This is a genomic window from Nocardia sp. NBC_00416 (assembly GCF_036032445.1).
Lineage (GTDB): Bacteria > Actinomycetota > Actinomycetes > Mycobacteriales > Mycobacteriaceae > Nocardia.
Genome location: NZ_CP107932.1, coordinates 5,249,311 through 5,274,952 on the forward strand (window position 1 = coordinate 5,249,311; position 25,642 = coordinate 5,274,952).

Consider the following 25,642-nt stretch of genomic DNA (forward strand, 5'->3'; position numbering starts at 1 on the left):
CGGCGGAGTGAAGAACCGGGGTTGATAGGGCCCCGACCCGCGCCGCCGAAGGCGGCGCGAATAAATACTGCTCTAGTATTGCGTAGTGTCTCCGGCCGATCGCGCGAACAGTAGACGCCGCCAGCCGCGGCGCCGTGGTTCGACCGGTGGTGCGGCGAAACCTCGTATGCGTACCGTGCGAGAGACCTCGGCCGGGGGATTGGTCGTCGACGGTTTGGACGGCCCGCCCGATGGGCGCTGTGCCGCGTTGATCGGCCGCACCGACCGCCGCGGGCGGCTGCTATGGTCGCTGCCCAAAGGACATATCGAAGAGGGCGAATCCTCGGAACAGACGGCGATCCGAGAGGTCGCCGAGGAAACCGGTATCCAGGGCGTCGTGGTCGCCGAACTGGGCAGTATCGATTACTGGTTCGTCACCGAGGGCCGACGGGTACACAAAACAGTGCATCATTTTCTGCTGCGCTCGGTCGGTGGAGAACTGTCCGACGCGGATGTAGAGGTCACCCAGGTCGACTGGGTACCGCTGAGCGAATTGAACTCTAGGCTTGCCTATGCCGATGAGCGCAGGCTGGCCGAGGTGGCGAACCGCCTGATCGACCGGATGGAGACCGGCAAGCGATGACGCGTGGACTGAGTCGGATCATGCTCGTGATCCTGACCATCCTCGGCTCGATGACGGCGCTGCCCGCGCTGCTCGTATCCCAGGCCCATGCCCAGCCGACGGGGTCGGCGGAGGATTCCTCGGCGCCGCAGTTCTTGAAGCTGTCCCTGGATTCGGTGAGTCCGGGCACGGTCACCGCCGAGAGTGAACCGGTGCTCACAGTGGCGGGCACCGTCACCAATATCGGTGACCGCGGAGTCGACGAGGTCGCGGTCCGGGTGCAGCGGGCGCGGGCCGTGTCCGACCCCGGCGAACTTCGCACGACATTGAAACTCGATCAGGCGAATTACGAATTCCCGACTCCTTTCCAGGATGTGTCGGTGCGTCTGGAACCAGGCCAGCGCCAGCAGTTCACCCTGACCGTCCCACTGCGGGACGCTGCGGGTACTTCGCTGAACATCACCGAGCCGGGTGTCTATCCGCTGTTGTTGAACGTGAACGGGACCCCGGATTACGGCGGTCAGGCCCGGTTGGACGACGCGCGGTTCCTGCTGCCGGTGCTGGGACTGCCCGCTGCCGCGGACGGTAGTGCACCGCCGCTGCCCGCACCTGCCGCGCCGCCGGTGCAGACCACCGTGTTGTGGCCGCTCGCCGATCGTCCCCGCATGGTGGCCGGGCAGACCGGCGATCTGGATCGGATGGTCGAGCTGACCGATGACGAGCTGGCGGCTTCGCTGAGCCGGGGCGGTCGGCTGGACGAGCTGGTGGGGGCGCTGGAGTCGGTGTTCGGTGACGATGCGGCCGCTGATGGTCCGTCGTCGGCGGTATGTCTGGCGATCGATCCCGACCTGCTGCTCACGGTGCAGGCGATGACCAGTGATTATCGGGTGTTGGCCAGCCCGTCCGATCCGGACGGCGCGACCCGCCCGGGTGCCGGAACCGAATCCGCGAAACTGTGGCTGGACCGGTTGCGCACCCTTGCGTCGTCGATGTGCACGGTGGCGTTGCCGTTCGCCCAGGTCGACATCTCGGCGCTGGCGGCGGCCGCCGACCCCGCGCTGACCGCCCGGGCGCTGGATTCGCCGGCGTCGATCGTCGATTCGATTCTGAACACCCGGTCCGTCCGTGGTGTGAGCCTGCCCGATGCCAGCAGTGTGGACCCGGCCGCTGCGCAACTGCTCAAGGCTCAGGGGTTCGGTACCGCGGTGCTGGCCGGTAATGCGGTGGCGCCGGAGGGCGGGGTGGGCGATCCGTACGCGGCCGTGCCCGATGTGGTGCGGCTGCCCGGTGTGCCGGGTGCGGTTCCACCGCCCGCGCCGGCCCCGCAGTCCGGGGATACCGCCGGGGCGGTCCCCGCCGGGGAGACCGAAGCCGGCGAACAGCCGGGTCCCGGGGCGCAGGGACAGGTGCCGGCGGGCTCCGCACCGACCCAGTCGGGCAGTGGAGGCGCTTCGACGGCCGACCCGGCGCTGCGGGTCGCCACCTTCGACATCTGGCCGGCGGCGGCTCTGGCAGGTGTCGGTTCCAATCCGCCGACCCCGGCCTATGTACCCGAGTCTGCTCGATACCCGGTGACCAACGATTCGCGTAGCGCGCGCCTGCAGGACGCGCTGGGTGCGGTGTCCTGGCGGGCGCTGCAGTCGGATCCGGGGCGGCCACGGTCGCAGTTGATCATGCCGCCGCAGCAGTGGGGCGCGAACCGCGACGAGGCCGCGGCACTGTTGCGCCAGCTCGACCTGCTGGTCGAGAACAAACTGGCCGATCCCCGGCCGTTCGACGCTCTGGTCGGCCAGACGCCCGATCCCGCGCCGTATCAGCTGGCCCCGCTCACCGAGGCGACAGTGGAGGCGGTGCCCGGGTATTTCGCGGGACCCGCGCGGGATCAGTCGCATCGCATCTCGCAGCTGCTGCAGGCGATGGTCGAGGTGCCCGAGGCGGAGCCGACCCCCCGCGCCTATCTCGACCCGTTGCGCGACGACCTGGTGCGCGCGTTGTCGCTGTCCGATCGGCGTGGCGGCCCGACCGCGCAGGCCGAGGTCTTCGCGCAGCGACGGATCGAAAAGGCCACGAGCACGGTCGACGAGATCTTCCGGTCGGTTTCGGTGCTGCCGCCCGGAGGTGTGTACACGCTGGCGTCGGAGTCGAGTCCGCTGCTGCTGGTGGCACGCAACGATCTGCCGGTTTCGGTGCGGATCCGGTTCCGGATCGACGCCCCACCGGAAACCAAGATCACCGACATCGGCGAGCAGTTGCTTCCGCCCCGGGGTACCCGGTCGTTCCAGATTCCGACCGAGGTCAGCGACAGCCGCAAACTCGTGGTGCCGATATCGCTGAGCACTCCGGAGGGAGTGCCGCTCGGCTACGCCACCTCGATCTCGGTGCGATCGAACGCCTACGGGCAGATCCTCGCGATCATCACCGCGTGCGCGGCCGCCCTGCTCTTCCTGCTGGCCGGCCGGCGGCTGTGGCGCCGGTTCCACGGTCAGCGCGACCCCGCCGACAAGGGCATGGATCCCGGGCTGCGGCAGCGGGTCGTCCGGTTGGGTCGCGCCCGGCGGCGCCGAGCCGGTCGGGGCCGCCGCCAATTGAGCGACGAGGCGCAGCAGACCGCACGCCGGCAGGAGCGGGTGTAACAGCTGACTCCCTGGTCGGCGCGGCGACGGCAGCAGATCGTGTCGCCCGCGCCCACGGGAGGGTGACCCGGGCGCGCGACCCATGGAAGATAGAGAAGTGCGCACCGGCTGTCCGGATTCGTCCGGGTGCCGGTGCGCAGTCGGACGCGCTACCGCCGACGAACCGGACGGTTCGTCGCGCGTTTGTGCCGAGCCGATGTGTTCGACGCGACACAGGGGACAACCGCCACGCGGGGTCCGGGCGATACAGGAGGCATGATGAGCGACGATGAATCCTCCGCTCATCGGCAACAGCCCGGTCGACAGCCCGACGGTCCACGAGTCCGCCGGGCCCCCAGAGCACCGTGGGAGCGGGTCCAACCGGACCCGGAGGCGGAAATGAGCGGTCATCCGGGCGAGTCGGAACTGGACCGCGAACGTCCTGACGCCTTCCGCGAACGTCCCGACGCCTTCCGCGAAGCACCGCCGCAGCTGCGCCGGCCCGAGCGTCCGGGTGGTCCGCCGCCCCAGGGAGCCCCACCCGGTCAACGCCCGAACCCGCGCCCCGGACCGTATCCGGGCGAGGATCGGTACGCACCGAACCGCCAACCGGATCCGCGGCTTTCCCGCGGCCCGGCGCCCGGCCGTCCGGCGAACCCGCCCTCGGGGTCCCGGCCGGCAGTGCCGCCCGAGCAGCGGTCCGCGCCGCCGTCGGTCCCGCAAGCCGCGGTGCCGCCACCGGGAAACCGTCCGCAACCCGCACCCCAGGGCCGCCCGCCGGGGCCCGGTCCCGGGCACCCACAGCGTCCCGGCGCTGTGCCCCCGCCGGCGCCCGGACGCCCGGCGGACGGGCTGCCCCCACCTCGTCCCCGGCCCGACGGTGGCTTTCCCCCGGCGGGACCCGCTTCCGAGCCGTTCCCCGCGCAGCGGATGCGGCCGATGCAGCCGCCGCCCGCGCCCGGTAGGCCCGCGGCCCGGTCGGGCCCACCCGACCGGCCTCCCGTGCCCGCATCAGGGCGCCCACCGGAGTCCCCGCCGCGGGTGCCGCCGAACCGGCCCGGGCCGCAACAGTCGTCGCCACCGGGCAGGCCACCGCATCCACCGGCGCCACCGCACCGGCAGGCGCCGCCCTCCCAGCCGTTCCGGCAGGTAACGCCCGGCCGCGAGGCCGCCCGCCCCGTGCCGGCAGCTCGGAGCGACGCCCCGGTTCCCAGCCGCAACAGGCCGGGTACCGGGGCCATGGTCGCCGTCGCCGAGAAGCCCTCCGCCGATACCTCAACGGAGCAGACCGACAACAGTCAGACCAAGCTGCTCAAGGATTCCGGCTCGATCGCGATCGCCACGCTGATCAGCCGAATCACCGGGTTCGGTAAACAGCTGCTCCTGCTCACGGTCCTGGGTCCGGCGATCGCCAGTTCGTTCACCTCCGCCAGCCTGATCCCCAATATGATCGCCGAACTGGTGCTCGGCGCCGTGCTGACAGCCATCGTCGTACCGACGTTGGTCCGGGCCGAACAGGAGGATTCCGACGGCGGCGCCGCCTTCATCCGGCGGCTCGTCACCGCGGCCTCGGTGATCCTCGGTACCGCGGCGATCCTGGCCACGGCGGCCGCGCCGCTCCTGGCCACCCATGTCTTCGTCTCCTCCGAAGGCAAGGTCAACACAGCACTCACCACCGCGCTGACCTTCCTTCTGGTGCCCGCCGTGCTGTTCTACGGCCTGTCGGCGATGTTCACGGCCATCCTCAACACCAGGGGCGCCTTCAAGCCGGGGGCATGGGCTCCGGTGCTCAACAATGTCGTGGTGCTGGTCGTCCTCGGCCTGTACGCGCTCTCGCCCGGCGAAATCACCCTGGACCCGGTGCGGATGAGCGATCCGAAACTGCTCGTCCTGGGTTGCGGCGTAACTCTCGGCGTCATCGCGCAGGCGGCCAGCCTGCTGCCCGCGATCCGCCGCCAGGGTATCGATCTGCGCCCGCTGTGGGGTATGGACGCCCGGCTCAAACAGTTCGGCACCATGGCCGGCGCCATCATTCTCTATGTGCTGATCAGCCAGATCGGCGGCATTTTCGCGAACAACATCTCCTCCCAGGCCGATGAGGCCGGGCCGGCGATCTACCAGAACGCCTGGCTGCTGCTCCAGTTGCCGTACGGCGTCATCGGCGTCACGCTGCTCACCGCGATCATGCCCCGGCTCAGCCGCAACGCGGCCAACGACGACACTCCCGCGGTGGTCGACGATCTGTCCGCCGCTACGCGGTTGACCATGATCGCGCTGATCCCCATCGTCACCTTCCTGACGGTCGCGGGTCCGCAGGTCGGCGACGCGCTCTTCGGGTACGCCCGCTTCGCCGAAGACGCCTCCCGGCTCGGCACCGCGGTCAGTTTCTCGGCATTCACCCTGATCCCGTATTCGCTGGTGCTGATTCATCTGCGGGTGTTCTACGCCCGGGAGCAGGCCTGGACACCCACCTGGATCATTCTCGGGATCACCACGATCAAGATCCTGTTCTCGGCGCTGGCCCCGTTCATCGCCGACAGCAGCGAACAGGTGGTGATCGTGCTCGGGATCGCGACCGGTCTCGGGTTCACCACCGGCGCGGTGATCGGCGGCTATCTGCTGCACCGCAGCTTGGGCGATCTGCGGATGGCCAATGTGGGACGAACCGTCAGCCGAGTGTTGCTGGCCTCCCTGGCGGGCGGTGCGACCATGCTGATCGCGGACCGGGTGATGGGCCTCGACCGGCTGACCGAATCTCTCGGTGGTCCCGGCTCCTTCATCCGGGTGGGTATCACGGCGATCGTCATGTTCGCGGTGGCCTTCGGACTGATGCGCCTGGCTGGTATCCCCGAGGTGGTAGCGATCACGGTGGCGATCTCGCGGCGTCTCGGTATCACCCCGCCGGCTCCGGAAATCGACCTCGGACCCGCCGAGGACGAGTACGCCACTCGGATCATGCATCGCCCCGACCCGTATCTCGCGTACTCCGGCTTCGACGGGACCATGGACGCGCAGAGCACAATGGTGCTGCCGGTGATCCGGCCGGACTCGGTTGAGCGCACCGGCACGGGCCAGTTCCCGTACCCTGTTCGGCAGACGAGCACAAGAGGCAGGACCGCCGAAGTTGCGGCATACCAGGGCGAAGGAGGTCCGAGGGTGAGCGACGACGCGGTGGGCGACGACCCAACCGCCGATTCTCCCGGGAATTCGGCGAGTGGCCGCCTGTCCACCGATGTTCCCCCGGAACAGACGGAGCCGGGCGACCCGCACACCCGGCGGGGGGTCACGGGACCGTCCGCGCCCGATTCCACCCACCCGCCGGGTCCGGGACCATATCCCGACGACGAGGATGCCACCGGTTTCGCGGCGACATCGGGCCAGGAACACCGACCGGAGGATCCCGACGATCATCTGTCGGACGAGCATCTCCATCAGACCGGCGCGACCGTATCGGCCACCGATCCGGTCTACGACACCGGCATGATCCCGGTGCCGCCGATAACGCGGTCCAGCCGCGTCCAGCGCGGGCCCGAGCTCATCCCCGGCGCCTCGGTCGCCGGCGGCCGTTACCGGCTGCTGGCGGGCCACGGCGGGGCCCGTGGGCTGCGGTTCTGGCAGGCGCTCGATATCAAACTCGATCGTGAGGTCGCGTTGACCTTCGTCGACGCGGATCAGAAGTCAGCAGGTAATTCCGGTCAGGACGGACCGCAGGCGATCCTGTCCCGCACCCTGCGGCTGGGCCGGATCAATTCACCGGGCCTGGCCCGGGTCCTGGACGTGGTGCGCGGTAGTTCCGGCGGCATCGTGGTGGCCGAGTGGACTCCCGGCCGATCGCTGCGCGAGATGGCCGAGACCGTCCCGTCTCCGATCGGCGCGGCCCGCGCCATCCGCGTCCTCGCCTCGGCCACGGAAATGGCGCACCGCAGCGGCGGCGCGCTTTCCATCGACCACCCCGACCGGATCCGCATCAGTGCGTCCGGCGATGCGGTGCTGGCCTTCCCCGGCACGCTGGGCGACGCCGATCCGCAGAGCGACGTCCGGGGCCTGGGCGCGATGCTGTACGCACTGATGACCGCGCGCTGGCCGCTGCGCCAGACCGGGGTGAGCGGGAGCGCCGTCACGGTCGGCGGGTTGTACCCGGCCGACTTCGGTCCCGACGGCACCCCGGTGGAACCCCGCCAGATCCGGCCCGAGGTCCCCTTCGAGATCTCCGCGGTGGCGGTGCGCTCACTGGAGCCGAACAAGGGTGTCCGGACCGCGGCCACCGTCCAGCATGTGCTGGAGCAGGCATCGGTGGTCGATCAGAAGACCGATTTCATTCCGGTGCTGCGCCTGGGCCAGCGTGCCCCCGCGCCGGTCGACGAATCGTTGGCCGATCCCGAACTGCTCGCCGCCGAACGCGAGAAGTCCCAGCGGATGATGTGGATCATGGTGGCCCTGGGCATCCTGACCGCCCTCGTCGTCGGGATCGTCATCTGGTGGCTGGTGAGTGTTTTCGCGCCGGGCGATTCCAGCGAGCCGCTCAACGAACAGCAGGTCATCGGCCTCACCACAAGTCGCGCACCGGAGGAATCGGGGACATCGGAGGGCACGTCCCCGGCCCCCGCCGCGGCCGACGGCGTGCCGGTTCCGGCTAGCGGAATGGTCGTGTTCTCCCCGGAGGGCACCCCGGACGATCCCGGCGGCGCGGCCGCGACAATGGACGGCGATCCGGCTACGTCCTGGGGTACCGATCAGTACTTCCAGCAGTTCCCGGCGCTGAAGAAGGGGGTCGGGCTGCTGGCCACGCTGCCCGCGCCGGCGACCCTCACCAAGGTGGCGATCACCTCCTCGACCCCGGGGACTTCCGTCGAGATCCGCACTTCGCCGACCGAGGCGGCCACGCTGGACCAGACCCAATTGGTCGGCACGGCGGTGCTGGGTGACGGCGTCACCGAGGTACCGATACACACCGATCAGTCCGCCCGCTACGTCTTGATCTGGGTCACCGGGCTGGGTAATTCGGGCGGACAGTTCCAGAGCTCGATCTCCGAACTCGGATTCGAGGCGAAACCCTGATCGGTGCGTCAGATCAGTCGGCCCTGCCCAGAGGGACCGAGCCGAAAACGGTTGCCGCCGAACGAGTTGCCGGGATATGATCGCGATCCGCGCTCTCAGCAGGGAGCCCGGTGGGATCAGGGGTACGATTCCGCACGCTGCCTACACACAGTAATTGTCGGATCGGGGTGTCGGCCGTCGAAGCTGTCGCGAGCGCTGTCCAAGGGGTTGGCTATTGTCGTCCGAACTGAACGCGGGGGGTCGCGCAGGGACAGGTACGGCGGGAACAGGGGAATCCCAGCCGGACGCGACAAGCGATATAGATCTGCTCCGGGCCCACGCCGACGGCGCCCCGCATGCTTTCGCCGAATTGATCCGCAGGCACAACGATCACCTCTGGCAGACCGCTGCCCGAGTCTGCTACACACCGGAGGACGCGGCCGACGCTTTGCAGGAGGCGTTGCTTTCCGCGCACCGGAACGCGGGCTCTTTCCGCGCGGAATCCGGAGTGCGCACCTGGTTGCACCGAATCGTGGTCAATGCCTGCCTGGACCGGATCCGGCGTAACCGCGCCCGGCCCGCGCTCTTCCTGCCACCGGAGGTCTGGCCCGAGATATCGGATAACTCAGACGATTACGGCCGGGTGGACATCTCGATCGTCCTCGAACGCGCGCTCTTCCAGCTGCCACCGGATCAGCGGGCGGCCGTGGTCGCGGTCGACGTGGAAGGGTACAGCGTCGCGGACGCCGCGGAGATGCTCGGCGTTCCGGTGGGTACGGTCAAGAGCAGATGTGCGCGCGCCCGCCAGCGCCTGAAAACGGAGCTGGATTCGTTGTACGCGGAGGGGAACCAGATGTAACCCCGCCGCGTCAGTATCAGTGAAATATTTTCCCTCCCGAACGGTATGTACCCGAGGGAGTACAGAAACACCGGCCGCAGGAATCGGTACCCGAGTCAGATGGACGCAGCAGCATTGGAGGTGTGCAGGTCATGAGCCCTATTCCGCAACCTCCCTTCGCGGCGGAGTTGCTCGCCGATCTGCACGCCGGAAATATCGACCCGGAGCTCAGCGCCCGACTGTGGCCCGCCGTACAGCGCGACCCGGACGCCAAACGCTATCTGGACTCGCTCGACGAGGTACGTGACACCCTGGCAGGCCTGGGATCCTCCGAGCGGATCACCCGGCCGATCCCCGGCGATATCGCCGCACGGCTCGACGCGCTGGCCGAATCGCTGGGTTCGGCCCCGAACGACTCCTCCGGTGGGGCCTGGCCGGTAGAGATCACCGACCCGCTGGGCGGCTGGTCGCCGGCCCCTTCGGATCCTCCGCCCCCACAGCTCCCCGCCGGGCCCGCGTCCCTCGTCCCAGCGCCCGACAACGCAAGTCCCGGAACACTTCCGGAGGCCGCCGGGGTCTCGGCGCCGATCTCCCTGGACGCCCGTCGCCGGCGGCGCCGGATCGCGGCCGGTCTGGCCGCCGCGGCGGCGATCGTGATCGCGGCCGGTGCCGCGCTGTTCATCAGCGATCCCGAGCGCGATACAGCGCCGATCGCCGCTCCGCCCTCCCAGGGCGACGAACCGGCCGCCGGGCTCGATACCGCCGTGGCGCTCCGCACACTGGGTCGTCACGATGTCGGCGGTCGGCTGGCCGACCCCGCGGCGCTCGCGGCGTGTGTCCGGGCCAACGGGATCGAACGTCCTGTGCTCGGATCCTCCGATATGAACTTCCGCGGGCGAGAGTCGGTGCTCATCCTGGTCGGCGGGCGTAACGGTGCCCAGATCACCGCTCTGGTGGTCGGCCCGGGCTGCGCGCCGGGCAGCCCCGAGTTCATGACCGCAACGGATATCGGCTAGCACGATGGCGGGGCGGAGAGCGGGGAACAAAGCGCGTCTACCCTGTTGTTGACCGAATCGTCCCCGCTAGCTTTCCTGGAAGGGTCTCATGAGCACGCCAGTTCGCGACCTGATCATCGTCGGCTCCGGACCGGCCGGTTACACCGCCGCCGTGTACGCCGCCCGCGCCGAACTCCAGCCGCTGGTGTTCGAGGGCACCCAGTTCGGCGGTGCGCTGATGACCACCACCGAGGTGGAGAACTTTCCGGGTTTCCGCGACGGCATCATGGGCCCCGACCTCATGGAACAGATGCGTGAGCAGGCAAAGCGGTTCGGCGCCGATATCCGCACCGAAGACGTGGACGCGATCGACCTCAGCGGACCGGTGAAGAAGGTCACGGTGGGCGACGACGTGTACGAGGCGTACGCGGTGATCCTGGCCATGGGTTCGGCGGCCCGGTATCTCGACGTCCCCGGTGAGCAGGACCTGCTCGGCCGCGGTGTGAGCGCCTGCGCCACCTGCGACGGTTTCTTCTTCAAGGGCCAGGACATCGTAGTGGCCGGTGGCGGCGACTCGGCAATGGAGGAGGCGATCTTCCTCACCAAGTTCGCCGCGAGCGTCACCGTGGTGCACCGGCGCGACGAATTCCGCGCCTCGCGCATCATGCTCGAACGGGCCAAGGCCAACGAGAAGATCCGCTTCCACACCAACGCCGAAGTGGTCCGAGTGCACGGCGAAACCAGTGTCACCTCGTTGACTCTGCGCGATACCCGCACGGGTGAAACCTCCGAACTCGCCGCGACCGGCCTGTTCGTGGCCATCGGCCACGACCCGCGCAGCGAACTCGTCCGCGGTCAGATCGATCTGGACACCGAGGGTTACGTGCAGGTGCGCGATCCGGGCACCGCGACCACCGTCGACGGCGTTTTCGCCGCCGGTGATCTGGTGGATCACACGTACATGCAGGCGATCACCGCCGCCGGCACGGGTTGCCGAGCCGCGATCGACGCCGAACGCTGGCTCGCCGAAAAAGGCGATATCACCAGCAATACGCTGCCGCACGCCGATCAGCCGATCGCCGTTCCCGCAGCCAACTGACCCGGGGCGAACCCGCCCGGAGATCAAGGAGAACACCCATGTCCGAGAGCACCAACACGGTCACCGTCACCGACAAATCGTTCGTGGATGCGGTGTTGCAAAGTGAGAAGCCGGTGCTGGTCGATTTCTGGGCCACCTGGTGCGGCCCGTGCAAGATGGTCGCCCCGGTGCTGGAGGAGATCGCGGGCTCGCACGGCGATAAACTCACCGTGGCCAAGCTGGACATCGATGCCAATCCGGATACCGCTCGCGATTACCAGGTGATGAGCATCCCGACTATGATCCTGTTTGCCGGTGGCAAGCCGGTGAAACAGATCGTCGGAGCCAAGGGCAAGGCCGCTCTCCTTCGCGAACTCGAGGACGTTATCTGACGTCTCGATTACGCCATCAGGCGGCCATGACACGGCGACGCGCCGTAGTATGCCCTGACCAAGATTGTCGAATCCCGGTCCGGGTCTGACAGAATCGACCACGCTCCGTCGTGCGAGGGTGTAGGCCGTCGCATGAGTGGGTACCCGGGATTGACGGAAGGAAGGGCCCTCACGCATGCACCGACTTCGTCACGGCGACACCGGTCCAGCCGTAGCAGAGGTTCGGAGCACCCTGGCAAGTCTGGGGTTCTTGCACGCACACAACGGCGTGGACACCGATGGCGCGGGCGAATATTGGAAAGACACCGAAGCCACCTTCGATTATCAGCTCGACTCCGCGGTGCGCGCATTCCAGCAGCACCGCGGTTTGCTGGTCGACGGTGTGGTCGGTCCGGCGACCTACCGCGCGTTGAAGGAAGCGTCCTACCGTTTGGGCGCCCGCACCCTCATCTACCAACTCTCGGCACCGCTCTACGGTGATGACGTCGCGACACTCCAGCGGCGTCTCCAGGACCTCGGCTTCTATGTGCACCGCGTCGACGGATTCTTCGGTCCGCACACGCACGAGGGGCTGACGTCGTTCCAACGCGAGATCGGACTGTCGGCCGACGGTATCTGCGGTCCGGACACTTTGCGTTCGCTGGAACTGCTCGGGGCGCGGGTCACCGGCGGAAATCCGCACCGGATCGCGGAGGAAGAAGTGGTGCACCGGGCTGGGCCGCAGCTCACCGGTAAGCGCATCGTCATCGACCCCGGTCTGGGTGGAGACCACCGCGGCCGAGCCGTACCCGCCGAGTACGGGGACGTGTACGAATCGGAGATGCTGTGGGATCTGGCCAGCCGACTGGAGGGCCGGATGGCCGCCACTGGGATGGAAACTTTCCTGTCGCGGCCGTGGGGGAGTAATCCCACCGACGTGGAGCGCGCCGAAACCTCCAACGCCTTCGACGCCGACCTGATGATCTCGCTACGCTGCGCCTCCAACTCCAGCCCGATGGCCAACGGGGTCGCCGGCTTCTATTTCGGCAACTCGCACGGCTCGGTCTCCATGATCGGGCAGGTGCTTGCCGGGTTCATCCAGCGCGAGGTGGTGGCACGAACCTCGCTGCAGGACTGTCGCACCCATCCGCGCACCTGGGACCTGCTGCGACTCACCAAGATGCCTACCGTTCAGGTGGATCTCGGCTACGTCACCAACCAGTACGACGCGTCGGTACTGGCCAGCCCACGGATGCGCGATGTCATCGCAGAAGCGATCCTGATCTCGGTAAAACGTCTCTACCTGCTCGGACAGGACGATCAGCCCACCGGCACATACACTTTCGCCGAACTGCTGGCCGAGGAACTCGCCGCCGCCGACAGCGGATAGCGAATTCCCCGGCCCGGGTCTGGTTCAGAAGGTGAGTACCCGAGTCGGCACGGTCATGGACGCGGCGGCGAGCAGCTGATCGAGGGCGTGTTCGACGTCCTCTTTCCAGCCGTGGTCGGAGTCGAGTTCCAGCCGCAACCGTGGAAAGCGATGGTGTGGTGCCACCACCTCGAATCCGACTTCCTCCAGGAAATCGGATTCGATCATGCAGTTCTGTGGGCTGCAGTCCACGCCGGACCGTCGGCGATCGGGAGCGCCGATCCGTTCCATCAGCCGCATCGTCCCGGTGGGCCGATCGGAGAGGGCAGTGCTCGCCGGCGCCCCCCGGATGCCGAAGGCTTCCAGCGCCCGGACGCCACGCCGGACCAGATCGGTAACGACCCCCTGCACCAGTCGGTAGGCGATATCGCCGTCCAGGTCGGGGTACTCGGTGCCGAGAGTGGTCAGCAGGACCGCATCGGGGCTTACGGGCGAGGTGGGGAAGAGGCCGGCGCGAGGAACGACTCGTGGGGGTGAGTAGAGCGCACATCCGACGGTTTTGTCGTCGACGGTCGCGAGTTGTCCGCAGGAACCCCACTCGAGCATCACGGTCGAGATCCAGGCTTCCTTCTCGAAACCCGGGTCGCTGAAACTGTAGGAATCCGCGGCCACCGCGGGGTCCATCTCCCAGAACACACAGCGTCGAGCATGCGCCGGTAGTCGGCTGATGCTCTCCAAGGTAAGTCCTGTGACGCTGGTCGACACCGCTCTGCTCAGCCTCCAGCTATCCGATTCGTCTACGCTCACGCCGCATCATAGTTTTCTCGCCAGCCAGAATATGCGATCAAGCGAACCTGCCTCATCTCGCGTCACCGTGGTCTTCGGTCCATGCCTGTCGCCGCGCAATGACTCCCGCAATACACCACTGTCACAGTGACGTTTCCTCTCCGAGGGAGAGGTCGCGCAGTAGACGCGGCACAATTTCAATTCTCGAGCGCGGTTTGGAGCATCAGGTCGACGATCCGTTCCAGATCGGCCACGTTTCCGAACTCGACCACAATTTTGCCCTTTCGCTTGCCGAGACTCACCGAAACCTGAGTATCGAACGATGTCGACAATTTCTCGGCAACATCCTGTAAGCCAGGGGAGTGGATCGGCGGCCGCTTCGGTGCCGGCGGCTTGGGCGGCTCCTGCTCCCTGTTCGCGAGTTTCACCGACTCCTCGGTGGACCGGACCGAAAGTCCCTCGGCAACGATCCGAGCCGCGAGTACTTCCTGTGCGTCGGCTCCGCCCTCCAAACCGAGAAGTGCCCGAGCATGCCCGGCAGACAACACACCGGCCGCCACCCGCCGCTGCACCGGAATAGGCAGTTTCAGCAACCGGATCATATTGGTCACCACAGGCCGGGAACGGCCGAGCCGAGCGGCGAGCTCCTCCTGGGTGACCCCGAACTCTTCCAGCAACTGCTGATAGGCGGCTGCCTCTTCGAGCGGGTTGAGCTGGACGCGATGAATGTTCTCGAGTAGCGCGTCCCGCAGCATCGCGTCGTCGTTGGTCTCACGGACGATGGCCGGAATCGCTTCGAGCCCGGCCTTCTGGCAGGCCCGCCAACGGCGCTCGCCCATAATGAGCTGATAGCGGTCGCCGCCGGATTCCAGTTCGCGGACCACGATCGGCTGCATGAGCCCGAACTCACGAACCGAATGAACGAGTTCGGCGAGTGCCTCATCATCGAAATACTGACGCGGCTGCTTCGGATTGGGCTCGATCCGGTCCGGTGCGATCTCGCGATAGACGGCATCGCCTACCGAGGCGAGATCCGGGGCCTGGGGAGGCTCGGGCACCTGATGCAGATAGGTCGACGCTGGTCGGGGTCCAGGGTCCAAGCCGATCACGGCGTTGGCCGCCTCAGTCCCCAACCCGGCGGCGACAGGCGCCGGGCCCGTCGGAATCAATGCCGCAAGACCGCGTCCCAGCCCGCCCTTTTTCGCCTGACTCACCGGCCTACCCTTTCCCTTGCCCGCGTCCACAACCACACCCGATCACACCCGATCCGTTCACTCCGCGCCATCCGCCGCGACGGCGTACTTCACCGCACCGCGTGCGGCCATCTCCCGGCCGGCATCCAGATAGCTCATGGCGCCGCGGGAGCCCGGATCATAATCCAGCACTGTCATCCCGTACCCGGGCGCCTCGGAGACCTTCACACTGCGCGGAATCACCGAGCGCAGCACCACATCACCGAAGTGACTGCGAACCTCCTCAGCAACCTGGTCAGCCAATTTGGTACGGCCGTCGTACATCGTGAGGACCACCGTCGAGACATGCAACTCCGGGTTGAGATGCGATTGCACCAGGCCGATATTCCGGATCAGCTGACCCACACCCTCGAGGGCGTAGTACTCACATTGGATCGGAATCAGTACCTCGCGCGCGGCGACCATGGCGTTGATGGTGAGCAGCCCGAGCGAAGGCGGGCAATCAATCATGACGTAGTCGATGTCGTACCCGGCAATATTGGCTTCCTGGATGGCGCCCTTGAGTCGGGCCTCGCGCGCAACCATGGAGACCAGCTCGATCTCGGCGCCGGCCAAATCGATCGTGGCGGGAATGCAGAGCAGATTATCGCTGTGCGGGCTCTGCTGGATCGCGTCCTGGACCTTGATCTCGCCGATCAACAGTTCGTAGGTCGACGGCACCCCGGAGTGGTGCTCGACCCCCAGCGCGGTGCTGGCATTGCCCTGCGGATCCAGATCGATCACCAGCACCTTCATCCCTTGGTGCGCCAGGGCTGCAGCCAGATTCACCGTTGTCGTGGTTTTCCCAACCCCGCCCTTTTGGTTGGCCACGGTGATGATGCGTTGCTCATGCGGTTTCGGCACTGTCACCTTTCCTGGATGCATTAGCTGGCTAGCGCGGTGCGCTTCGGCGGCAATCGGCGTCTCGGTAGGGGAGATATGGCCGTACGGCGTACTCCCGAATGCTTCCGGACCGATATTGCTGCCATCCAGCATTCCCGGTACGCGTGATGTTTCCCGTGAAACATTCGCTGAACCGCTCGACATAGACCGCTCCTAACGCGAGAACTGCAAGATCACGTGGCCTGACGGACGTCGGCGTCGTGTCGTCAACAAAGCCGTTCCTGATCGAAATCCTGATCTGTGACGACAACCGCGGCGCCTATGCGCGGACCGGACAGCTTCGCAACGATGCGTGGTCACGCGAAGCTACCTCCTCCGACGCTGACGCTCAGCCGCCAGTCGACCGAGCGGAGCTTCACCGTTGCAACACCAAGATTTCTCCGTGGCACCGAAGCTCACGCCCGACGTTCATTAGCTTGCCAGCCGCAGGCGCGATTAGAAAGCTGAATCGCGGCGACGCGCCCATGACACGCGTAAGTTTCCCAATTCGGTGGCACGATGACCGGTTCAGCCGAGTCGACTGACGATGTTTCACGGGAAACATCGGTGCACGAGCGCTGGACGGTCGGCAACGCAGCCGGGCCGCAGTGTCGTCGAACATCCGTCTCGAGGGTGGCCCGTCGGTCGGTTGTCGCCCCAACGAGAGGCGCGCAGAGTGGCATCATCGACCAGCCTCGATGGTCGACACCCATGCTCCACCCATTGCACGGACCCCTGGACACCAGACCTTAATGTCACAGTGACGTTCAGTGCGCAGGGTTCGATGCCCACCCGACACGAGCCGGGCAAGGTTCAGTGGTCCAGTCGGCTGACAGAACGGCTCGCCGATCCGGATAGACGCGAGGACACGGCCGGAGGTAAGTCACCCTCGCGACCCGCGCAGCACTGGGTATCGACCACGTCCACAGCGGCCGTCCGCCGAGGGCTGACCACGCCCATCAAGAGGCCACCAGCCCCGCACGGCTATCACGTGGCAGGACTGCTGATCCTCGCCAGCCCGCTGATGCTGCCTGTGGTTGTGCACGGGCTGTTGCCACCGCAGGGTCTGGTGCGAGCGGGAAATCCCGGCGGCGGGGACACCGAGCCGTTCGTCCAAGTGATCACCGGTCAGATCGCCGATTTGCCGCCCGCCGGTCCGATCACATTCGCCTACCCGGTCGCCCGCGGATGCAGCGCGGAGCAGCCTGCCACCGACGAAGAGCTGCCGTCCGATCGCATCGGCAGTCCGATCACCCTCGGCGCACGCACGATCGGCCGGCGCCCACAGGAACTACGCCGCGGCCCGCTACAACACCGCGCCGCGGTCACCACCGTCCCTGCAGATGCAGACCAGAGAATGAACCGCATGCGCTGAAGTACGTTGCCCATCAATCAAACCCGTGAACCCGCTATGCCGGGGAGTTTGTGGCCAGACCTGCCCGATATTGGCGGCATCCTGGTCCAGCACCCGCTGGTCCCGTGCACATCTACCGGGGAGACCCCGCGACCCCGCGACCCCGCGACCCCGCGACCCCGCGACCCCGCGACCCCGCGACCCCGCGACCCCGCGACCCCGCGACCCCGCGACCCCGCGACCCCGCGACCCCGCGACCCCGCGACCCCGCGACCCCAGGACTCCGCGACTCCAGGACTCCGGGACTCCGGGACTCCGGGACTCCGGGACTCCGGGACTCCGGGACTCCGGGACTCCGGGACTCCGGGACTCCGGGACTCCGGGACTCCGGGACTCCGGGACTCCGGGACTCCGGGACTCCGGGACTCCGGGACTCCGGGACTCCGGGACTCCGGGACTCCGGGACTCCGGGACTCCGGGACTCCGGGACTCCGGGACTCCGGGACTCCGGGACTCCGGGACTCCGGGACTCCGGGACTCCGGGACTCCGGGACTCCGGGACTCCGGGAGGATGATCGCCTCTGGCTACAACTACGGCAAGGGAATGTTTCACGGGAAACATTCCCTTGCCGTATGCCCGGGGGAGTGGGACGTAGTCCTACTTGCGACCGACCCGCCGCTCCGCGCGGGCGATACGCCTACTCGCTTTCTTGGGGGAGCGCTCCGATCGGCGCAGACGTTCGGCCGATAGCACCATGGTCGGCGTCTCGACGATTCCCGCGCCGCACTCGAGTACGGTGAAGTTGCCGGCACCGACTCGTTCGACCTCCGCGCGGTCGCGATCCAACTCTTCGGCGACGCTGGCGCCTTTGAGGGCGAGCATATGACCGTGGTCGTGAAGCAGCGGGATCGACCACTCGGCCAACCGGGCCAGGGGAGCCACCGCCCGGGACGTCACCACATCCGCGCCGCCCGCCTCCTGAATGACGCCCGGCTGCTCCGCGCGACCCCGGACCACGGTGATCCCGAGCCCGGCCGCGTCGATGAACTCCTTCAAGAAAACGGTCCGGCGCAACAACGGCTCGACCAGGACGATGCGAAGATCCGGCCGAGCGAGGGCTAGGGGGATTCCGGGCAAGCCGGCACCGCTGCCGATATCGACCACCGATGCGCCTTCGCCGATCAGTTCGCCGACAACGGCACAGTTGAGAATATGCCGCTCCCAGAGTCGCGGGACCTCCCGCGGGCCGATCAATCCACGTTCCACTCCAGCAGTCGCGAGGGCGGTCCAATAGTCACGCGCCAACTCCACCCGGTCACCGAAAACGATCTCCGCCTCGGCCGGTGGCAGCGACTCCGGCGGCCCGGGCTCCGAATCGCCGAGATCTGGTTTCACGTGAAACACCCTTCTGTGTGGTCGTGACTACGAGCCCCAATGGGCCAATTCTCGGGTCTTCCACCGTAGTGCCGCACCGCAGGAGCAGGGGCGCCCCGGTCCGGCGCTGGATACGGAAAAGGCCCGGGTCCATGAGACCCGGGCCCTATCCAACCACTGACCGCCCGGATACCGCACGTACCGGACCGACCGGATTACTCCGGTACGACTACCACCCGGCGGTTCGGCTCCACGCCCTCGCTCTCGCTGGCAACGCCGTCGATCGCCGCGACAGCGTCGTGCACGATCTTGCGCTCGAACGGAGTCATCGGCGCGAGTTCCTCGGGTGCACCGGTCTGCAGCACGCGCTGCGCGGCCGCCGCACCGAGTGTGCTCAGATCCGCCCGACGCTTCGCCCGCCAGCCGGCCACATCGAGCATCAACCGGCTCCGGATACCAGTCGACTGCTGCACCGCGAGCCTGGTGAGTTCCTGAAGCGCGTCGAGTATCTCACCGCTGTGGCCGACCAGTTTCGACAGATCGTCACCTCCGTCGATACTCACGATCGCGCGATCGCCTTCAACGTCGAGATCGATATCGCCGTCGAAGTCGAGCACATCGAGCAACTGCTCGAGGTAGTCGGCAGCGATCTCACCCTCTTCGATGAGCGCCTCCTCGGCGTCGCTCACCCCGTCATCGGAGTCCGCTTCCACGACGGTCGTGGATACGGTGGCGTCGCCGCCTTCGGTCTCGAGAGTCATATGTTTCCTTTATCTGCTCGCCGGATTCCGATCGGCCCACCGCCCGGAATCATGATCACATGGGGTCTGGGGGAGTGGTTCAGCGCCGACGCTTCTGATTGGCGCGGCCGCGATTACCAGGTCGCTTCTGCCCACTCGACCTACGCTGATTCGACTGCTTGCCGCCCGATTTGGCGGCCGGCTTATCGGGAGCCGAACCGTTGGTCTCCAAGGCCCCGGCGTCGTCCACCGCATCGGCGTCACCGCCCGCCTTCTTCTTGGTGGTGTCTACCGGTTTCGCCCCCGGCTTCGGGGCGTTCTGCGACTGCTTCTCCAATTTGGCCTGGCGCTTGGCTTCCTCTTCTTTGGCCATCCGGCCGAAGACGAGATGCTGCTGCCCATAGGTCCAGATGTTGTTGGAGACCCAGTAGAGCAGGATGGCGATAGGCAGGAACGGGCCACCGACGAGGACACCGAACGGGAAGACCCACAGCGCCAACTTGTTCATCAGCGCGGCCTGGGGGTTGGCCGCGGCCTCGGTGCTCTGCCGGGCGACCGAAGCACGCGCGTTGAAGTGGGTGGCGATCGCGGCGATGATCATGAGCGGGATCGCCACGGCGGCGATGCTCACCTTGCTCGGGACCCCGCCGTAGTCGGCGAATGCCAGCAGTTCGTCGGCCGGCGCGGTGATGAACGCCGAGATCGGGGCGCCGAAGATACGAGCGCTGAGGAAAGACTGCACATCGTCTGCGTTGAAGACGTAGTTCGGGGTGTGCGCGTTGGTGTAGGGGTCCATACCGATCTGACCGAACCCGTGTCCGGTCCGGTTGAACGATCGCAACACGTGGAAAAGCCCGAGGAACACCGGCACCTGAACCAGAATCGGCAGACAACCCATGAGCGGATTGAAGCCGTGATCCTTCTGGAGCTTCTGCATCTCGGTCGCCATTTTCTGGCGATCGTTCTTGTACTTCTTCTGCAGCTCTTTGATCTGCGGCTGCAGTTCCTGCATCTGCTTGGTGGTACGCACCTGCCTCACGAACGGCCAGTAGAGCACCAGGCGCAGCGTGAAGACGAGGAACACGACGGCCAACGCCCATGACAAGCCGTTGTCCGCCCCGAAGGCGAAGCCGAAGACCCGGTGCCAGAACCAGAGGATCCAGGACACCGGATAATAGATGAAATCGAGCACGGCGCTATGCACTCCCGTCGGTAGTGTCACCGATCACCGCGTGCGGTGATCCCTTACAAGCTTCGGGCCGCGGATCGTCGTGGCTGACGCTGCGCCGCCGCTCCGGCACGGGATCCCATCCACCAGGGTGCCAGGGGGCGCATTTGGCCAGTCGCGCGACCGTCAATCCGAGGCCGACCACCAGGCCGCGGGTGCGCAGCGCGGTGACCGCGTACTCACTGCAGGTCGGAGTGAATCGGCACACCGGCATCCGAGTGGGGGAGACGTAGGTCCGGTACAGCTCGATCAGAAAGATCAGAATATTCGCCGGCCAGCGGCGCAGAGCAGCCGCGCGTGAACGTCGGCCGGTCATTGTGATGCACCGCGGCCGGCGGCTGCGGAAGCCGGCCGGATACCGAGTTTGCGCAGGCCGCTCTCGAGTTGCCGGCGCAATTCGCCGCTATCGGCGGTGGCGGCGCCGGGTAGTGCGCGAATCACGATATCCACCTCGGCGGAGACGTCGGCGGTCAGTTCGGCGCAGATATGACGCAGGCGGCGGGCCACGCGGTGTCGTACGACCGCATTTCCCACCGCCTTACTGACGATCAGCCCGAAGCGCGGACCACCGAAACGAACTGGCGCGTCTGTCGCTGCCATATCCGGGTGGTCCATCAGGGCGTGCACAACCAGATCCCGCTTTCCCGTTCGCCGGCCGCGTCGTACCGTTCGGGAGAAATCGGCACGATCGTGCAGCCGGTGCGGCTCAGGAAGCACCCGGAAGTCCGGGGTTCGTCAAAGCCGCCGATCCGGCTGGGTTACCGGCGGCGCGGGTTACGGGGTTCGGCGGACCCGGCATCGGACACCGAATTCGACGGGAAATCAGGCGGTGAGGGAGCCGCGGCCCTTACGGCGCCGCGCGGAGACGATGGCGCGACCCGCACGGGTCCGCATCCGGAGACGGAAACCGTGGACCCGCGCCCGACGACGGTTGTTCGGCTGGAACGTCCGCTTGCCCTTGGCCACGGTCAACACTCCTCGAATTGGTGGATGCCCAGCGGCACCCGAAGCTTTTCGGTGATTCTGATGATGTCTGCCCGGCATTGTGGTTCTGGCGAACGGTCAGCACAGAACAATCACCACGCCGGGGGTGACTGTACGAGGGTACTTACCCAGTTCTACCCGGTCAAACTCGCCCCCGTCGCGGCGATCCGCGGACGCCGCCGGCACCCGGCGCACTCCGGGTCGCGGTGGCGATGATCACCGTACGATCGTGGTGGGCCACAGGCTCGCAGGTCGTGCGCCTGCCATCGCTCCGGCGCAGCACGCGACCAGAACGGTGGTCCGCCGAGATTGTCCCCATCTGTGGATAATTGTGTGGAAATACCCTGTGAATGGCATATTCGTAGGGCCGAAGGTGCTATGCCGCAGCCGGGAGATCGGGGACTCCGGGCAGCGTCCCCGGGCGCGTATCCACGGGATACGGCAGATCTGGTGGTGCGGACGTATGCGGTGTCACTGAAACGAAACCAGTACAGTAGACGCACCGCGAGCCCCGGACGTCTGCGCCGAGCAACCGACTCCCGGGGAGGACACTGGATGGACGACGAGCAGAACGTACTGGCCACCGTGTGGCCGGAGGTGGTCGCGGAGTTGACCACCGGTTCGCCCGACGGTGGCATCGGCGCGGTGACCCGAGCTCAGCAAGCCTGGCTCAAACTGGTCAAACCGCTGATGGTCGTACAGGGCTTCGCTCTGCTCTCGGTTCCGTCCTCGCTCGCCCAGGAAGCCATCGAACGCGATCTGCGCGAACCCATCCTCCGATCACTCGGCCGACGGCTCGGGCCACAGGTGGAAGGCCTCGGGGTTCGGATAGCCGCGCCGCTGCCGACCGGTCCCGACAACGGGCCGACCCGGAATCCGCGGATGACCAGCCGGCCGGAGTCGGCCACCGCCCGGCCGGAACATTTTCCCCCCGGCCGTACCCGGCCGAATACATTTCCGGCGGCCGGCCCGGCCGAGCCCGCCTGGCCGGCCGACAGCATCCGGGAATCCGACGGGGGCGAGTTTCCGGCACGCGGGTACCAGCGCGACCCCGGTTACCCGCGCACTCCCGAACCCTCCGGCGAGCCACGTTTCCCGCGCGGCGGCTTCTCCCATGAGGCCGAACTGCCGCTCAACGGCGAACTCCCGCGCGGATCGGATCCGATCGGTGCGGAACCCGTGCGACGGCCGACGCTGCCCGAGCTGCCGCACGGCACGGAATTCCCGACCGACCCCGGAGTCACCCGGGTGGCAGAGGAGCCGCCCCGGGAGCCCTATCCGGCCCCGCGGACCTACCCGCGCGAGTACGCGCCCGGGGCGGACTACACGCGAGACCCGGGTTATGAGCGGGAGCGGGAGTATCCGCCGAGCGAGTACCGCGCGCCCTACCCCGCGAACCGCGCCGATATCGCGGATCCGACCAGCGGCCGCGAGCGCACCGCACCTGTCGCCCGGGAACCGGGTCCCGAATTCGATCCGATGGCTCCTTCGCGGCGCACCGGCCGCCCGGCTCAAGAAACATTGTTCGCCCCGGACCTCGCCGCCGATGTCGCGGCGCGCGATCCGATGCGGGACCCCGATCGCGACAGTCTCCGCGAGAGCGTCCGCGATTCGGGCAGCGACGCGGAACCGGATGTACACCATGAGGACGAGAAGGTTGTCAACGTCCGGGATTCCTGGCCCACCTTCTTCGCGAAATCGCCCGACGGCGACGACAGGGCCAAACCGGCCGCGAGTCTGAACGCCAAGTACACCTTCGAGACGTTCGTCATCGGCGCGTCCAACCGATTCGCCCATGCGGCGGCCGTGGCCATCGCCGAAGCTCCGGCCCGCGCCTACAACCCGCTGTTCGTCTGGGGCGCCTCCGGACTCGGCAAAACTCATCTCCTGCATGCCGCCGGCCACTACGCGCAGCGACTGTTCCCGGGAATGCGGGTCAAGTACGTCTCCACCGAGGAATTCACCAACGACTTCATCAACAGTCTGCGCGACGACCGGAAGGTGGCCTTCAAACGCCGCTACCGGGAGACCGACATCCTGCTGGTCGACGATATCCAGTTCATCGAGGGCAAAGAAGGTATCCAGGAGGAGTTCTTCCATACCTTCAACACCCTGCACAACGCGAACAAACAGATCGTCGTGTCCTCTGATCGCCCCCCGAGGCAGCTGGCCACGCTGGAGGAGCGACTGCGCACACGATTCGAGTGGGGTCTGATCACCGATGTACAGCCGCCGGAGCTGGAGACGCGGATCGCGATCCTGCGCAAGAAAGCGCGGATGGACCGGCTCGATGTACCGCACGATGTCCTGGAGCTGATCGCCAGCCGGGTCGAGCGCAATATCCGCGAGCTCGAGGGCGCGCTGATCCGGGTCACCGCGTTCGCGTCGTTGAACGGGCAACCACTGGATCAGTCGCTGGCCGAGGTGGTGCTGCGTGATCTGATGCCCGAATCCCAGGATGTCGAGGTCACCGCGTCCACGATCATGGGTGTCACGGCCGAGTACTTCAACACCTCGATGGAGGAGTTGACGGGCCCGGGTAAGGCGCGGCCACTCGCACAGGCCCGGCAGATCGCCATGTATCTCTGCCGTGAGCTCACCGACTTGTCGCTGCCGAAGATCGGACAGGCGTTCGGGCGTGACCATACGACGGTCATGTACGCGGAAAAGAAAGTCCGCAAGGAGATGTCGGAGCGGCGCCGGGTGTACGACCAGGTCCAGGAGCTAACCGCCCGGATCAAACAGCGCTCCCGGTAGGAGATCGGGCCGCCGCCGAATAGCGGGTCCGCCCGGAGGTGGAGCTGTCGTGTCGTGGGCCGCAATACCGGTGACGGCGGCCTGGTCGCATCTGGACGCGCGGTCGGGCTTCGAGGTCGTCTATCTGCACACCGTCGGCACCGGATACCGGATCGAGGGCTGCACCACGGCCGTCGAGGACGGGCGGACCTGGATCGTGGAATACGAGATAACCCTGGACGCCGATTGGTTCACCCGGACAGCAAGGGCGACCGGCCTGTCGGCGACGGGACGGCGCGCCGTACTGCTCGAGGCCGACGGCGCGGGGCATTGGCTGGTCGACGGCGCTGTCGCCCCTCATCTCGACGGCTGCCTCGACGTGGACCTGGAATCGTCGGCGCTGACCAACGCGCTACCCGTGCACCGTCTGGCACTGCCCGTCGGTGGTCGCGCCGCCGCGCCGGCCGCCTACCTTCGCACTGACGACCTGTCGGTCATGCGACTGGAACAGGACTATCTGCGCACCTCGGATCAGGGCGCCTACCAGTGTTACGACTACACCGCGCCGGCCTACGGGTTCGCCTGCCGCCTGACCTACGACGAGTCGGGTCTGGTCCTGAGCTATCCCGGAATCGCGGTTCGCGTCGCCTGAGTCACCGAGTCGCGCACCGATCCGGCCCGTTCACCGTCCGAGATCTTCCGGCCGGAGCGCCGGCCGCACCCGGGATACGGGAAAGCTCTTCCGGCGCAATCGGGTTGGGAAATCGGACGAATCGCACCGCGCAGCCGTCTCTGGTGGCGGTCGGCGTGTCCAAACCATCCACAGGTGTGTCGCTAACAGGGTTATCACTCGCTGACCAGGCGCTTTGTAATAATTCTGCCTGTGGAATCCCCAGGTTGTCCACTGGTTCATCCACAGGTTTCGAGCCCTGGTGGGGACAGGTTGTCCACAGGCTGTTTATCCACAGTTTCCACAGGCAAATTCGTCCACAGGAGCTGACCAGCGCAGGATCCGGTCAGAGGGCTGGGGACAACCTGGGGAATCCCTGTGGAATCCTCGAGGAATCCACAGGTTATCCACGGATCCATGCACAGTGTGCACAACTGGCCCAAATCTGGGGACCAACCTGTGGACGCGCTGTGGATGCAATGTGGACAACAAAACCTGTCCACAGCCGAGGCAGATTCATCCTCGAGTTATCCCACGGCCATCCACAGGCGGACACGCGCTATGAACTGGGATAACAGGGGAAATCCACAGTATCCACAGGACCTATTACTACTCCTGTTCTTCATCTAGAGAATTCCTCTTCAAAACAGGAAGTGTGGACAAGTCTCGAGCGGACCGGACGACCGAAACCGAACCAGGAACGAGGCAAGGACGGAGTGGGCAGTGGTCGACCCCCGCTCCCGTCCCGTCCGGA

20 protein-coding genes are annotated in these 25,642 nt (G+C 66.9%); 11 read left to right on the forward strand and 9 right to left on the reverse strand.

Features of this window, described 5'->3' with window-relative positions; genetic code table 11:
- Window positions 1–85: 85 nt before the first annotated feature.
- The 8 genes from OG804_RS22575 to OG804_RS22610 all read left to right on the forward strand — a co-directional run bounded on the left by OG804_RS22575 (window position 86) and on the right by OG804_RS22610 (window position 12,922).
- Window positions 86–622, forward strand: coding sequence for an NUDIX hydrolase (locus OG804_RS22575; protein ID WP_328389626.1), 537 nt, complete (start codon window positions 86–88; stop codon window positions 620–622).
- A complete protein-coding gene (locus OG804_RS22580; protein WP_328389628.1) occupies window positions 619–3,234 on the forward strand; it encodes a DUF6049 family protein in 2,616 nt (871 codons plus the stop codon). Before OG804_RS22575 ends, OG804_RS22580 begins: the two co-directional genes overlap by 4 nt.
- A gap of 1,218 nt (window positions 3,235–4,452) precedes the next feature.
- The gene (locus tag OG804_RS22585) at window positions 4,453–8,271 is read left to right on the forward strand and encodes a murein biosynthesis integral membrane protein MurJ (RefSeq protein ID WP_328389630.1); all 3,819 of its coding nucleotides are present in this window, start codon (window positions 4,453–4,455) and stop codon (window positions 8,269–8,271) included.
- Between the two features lie 214 nt (window positions 8,272–8,485).
- Window positions 8,486–9,109, forward strand: a complete 624-nt coding sequence (gene sigM / locus OG804_RS22590; protein ID WP_328389632.1) for an RNA polymerase sigma factor SigM — start codon at window positions 8,486–8,488, stop codon at window positions 9,107–9,109.
- A 131-nt stretch (window positions 9,110–9,240) separates the two neighbouring features.
- Window positions 9,241–10,104 (forward strand): hypothetical protein, encoded by an 864-nt coding sequence (locus OG804_RS22595; protein WP_328389634.1) that lies wholly within the window; start codon window positions 9,241–9,243, stop codon window positions 10,102–10,104.
- An 88-nt stretch (window positions 10,105–10,192) separates the two neighbouring features.
- Window positions 10,193–11,182: a thioredoxin-disulfide reductase gene (gene trxB, locus OG804_RS22600; protein WP_328389636.1), complete on the forward strand. Its 990-nt coding sequence runs from the start codon at window positions 10,193–10,195 to the stop codon at window positions 11,180–11,182.
- A gap of 38 nt (window positions 11,183–11,220) precedes the next feature.
- Window positions 11,221–11,553: a thioredoxin gene (gene trxA / locus OG804_RS22605; protein WP_328389638.1), complete on the forward strand. Its 333-nt coding sequence runs from the start codon at window positions 11,221–11,223 to the stop codon at window positions 11,551–11,553.
- Window positions 11,554–11,728: 175 nt separating this feature from the next.
- Complete coding sequence (locus OG804_RS22610) at window positions 11,729–12,922, forward strand: N-acetylmuramoyl-L-alanine amidase (RefSeq protein ID WP_328389640.1); 1,194 nt, start codon at window positions 11,729–11,731, stop codon at window positions 12,920–12,922.
- A gap of 24 nt (window positions 12,923–12,946) precedes the next feature.
- Here the strand turns inward: OG804_RS22610 and OG804_RS22615 are convergent, their stop codons facing one another.
- The 3 genes from OG804_RS22615 to OG804_RS22625 form a co-directional block, all read right to left on the reverse strand.
- Complete coding sequence (locus tag OG804_RS22615; protein WP_328398625.1) at window positions 12,947–13,666, reverse strand: GNAT family N-acetyltransferase; 720 nt, start codon at window positions 13,664–13,666, stop codon at window positions 12,947–12,949.
- Between the two features lie 218 nt (window positions 13,667–13,884).
- A complete protein-coding gene (locus OG804_RS22620; protein WP_328389642.1) occupies window positions 13,885–14,901 on the reverse strand; it encodes a ParB/RepB/Spo0J family partition protein in 1,017 nt (338 codons plus the stop codon).
- Window positions 14,902–14,958: 57 nt separating this feature from the next.
- On the reverse strand, window positions 14,959–15,915 hold the full coding sequence (locus OG804_RS22625) for a ParA family protein (protein WP_328398627.1): 957 nt from the start codon (window positions 15,913–15,915) through the stop codon (window positions 14,959–14,961).
- Between the two features lie 877 nt (window positions 15,916–16,792).
- On the opposite strand from OG804_RS22625, the gene OG804_RS22630 reads away from it, so the two are divergent.
- Entirely contained in the window at window positions 16,793–17,176 is a 384-nt protein-coding gene (locus OG804_RS22630; protein ID WP_328389644.1) for a hypothetical protein, read from the forward strand.
- A gap of 637 nt (window positions 17,177–17,813) precedes the next feature.
- Here OG804_RS22630 and rsmG read toward each other — a convergent pair.
- The 6 genes from rsmG to rpmH form a co-directional block, all read right to left on the reverse strand.
- Window positions 17,814–18,560, reverse strand: coding sequence for a 16S rRNA (guanine(527)-N(7))-methyltransferase RsmG (gene rsmG / locus OG804_RS22635; RefSeq protein WP_328389646.1), 747 nt, complete (start codon window positions 18,558–18,560; stop codon window positions 17,814–17,816).
- A gap of 185 nt (window positions 18,561–18,745) precedes the next feature.
- The gene (locus tag OG804_RS22640) at window positions 18,746–19,291 is read right to left on the reverse strand and encodes a Jag family protein (protein WP_328389648.1); all 546 of its coding nucleotides are present in this window, start codon (window positions 19,289–19,291) and stop codon (window positions 18,746–18,748) included.
- Window positions 19,292–19,370: 79 nt separating this feature from the next.
- Complete coding sequence (yidC, locus tag OG804_RS22645; protein WP_328389650.1) at window positions 19,371–20,462, reverse strand: membrane protein insertase YidC; 1,092 nt, start codon at window positions 20,460–20,462, stop codon at window positions 19,371–19,373.
- A 4-nt stretch (window positions 20,463–20,466) separates the two neighbouring features.
- On the reverse strand, window positions 20,467–20,814 hold the full coding sequence (yidD, locus tag OG804_RS22650; RefSeq protein ID WP_328389652.1) for a membrane protein insertion efficiency factor YidD: 348 nt from the start codon (window positions 20,812–20,814) through the stop codon (window positions 20,467–20,469).
- Window positions 20,811–21,215, reverse strand: coding sequence for a ribonuclease P protein component (rnpA, locus tag OG804_RS22655; RefSeq protein ID WP_328389654.1), 405 nt, complete (start codon window positions 21,213–21,215; stop codon window positions 20,811–20,813). The genes yidD and rnpA overlap by 4 nt, the downstream gene beginning before the upstream one ends.
- A gap of 105 nt (window positions 21,216–21,320) precedes the next feature.
- Window positions 21,321–21,464, reverse strand: coding sequence for a 50S ribosomal protein L34 (gene rpmH, locus OG804_RS22660; RefSeq protein ID WP_280468670.1), 144 nt, complete (start codon window positions 21,462–21,464; stop codon window positions 21,321–21,323).
- Window positions 21,465–22,037: 573 nt separating this feature from the next.
- Between rpmH and dnaA the strand changes: the two genes are divergently transcribed.
- Both dnaA and OG804_RS22670 read left to right on the forward strand, forming a co-directional pair.
- Window positions 22,038–24,239, forward strand: coding sequence for a chromosomal replication initiator protein DnaA (gene dnaA, locus OG804_RS22665; protein WP_328389659.1), 2,202 nt, complete (start codon window positions 22,038–22,040; stop codon window positions 24,237–24,239).
- A 49-nt stretch (window positions 24,240–24,288) separates the two neighbouring features.
- Window positions 24,289–24,870, forward strand: a complete 582-nt coding sequence (locus OG804_RS22670; protein WP_328389661.1) for a putative glycolipid-binding domain-containing protein — start codon at window positions 24,289–24,291, stop codon at window positions 24,868–24,870.
- The last annotated feature ends 772 nt before the right edge of the window (window positions 24,871–25,642 follow it).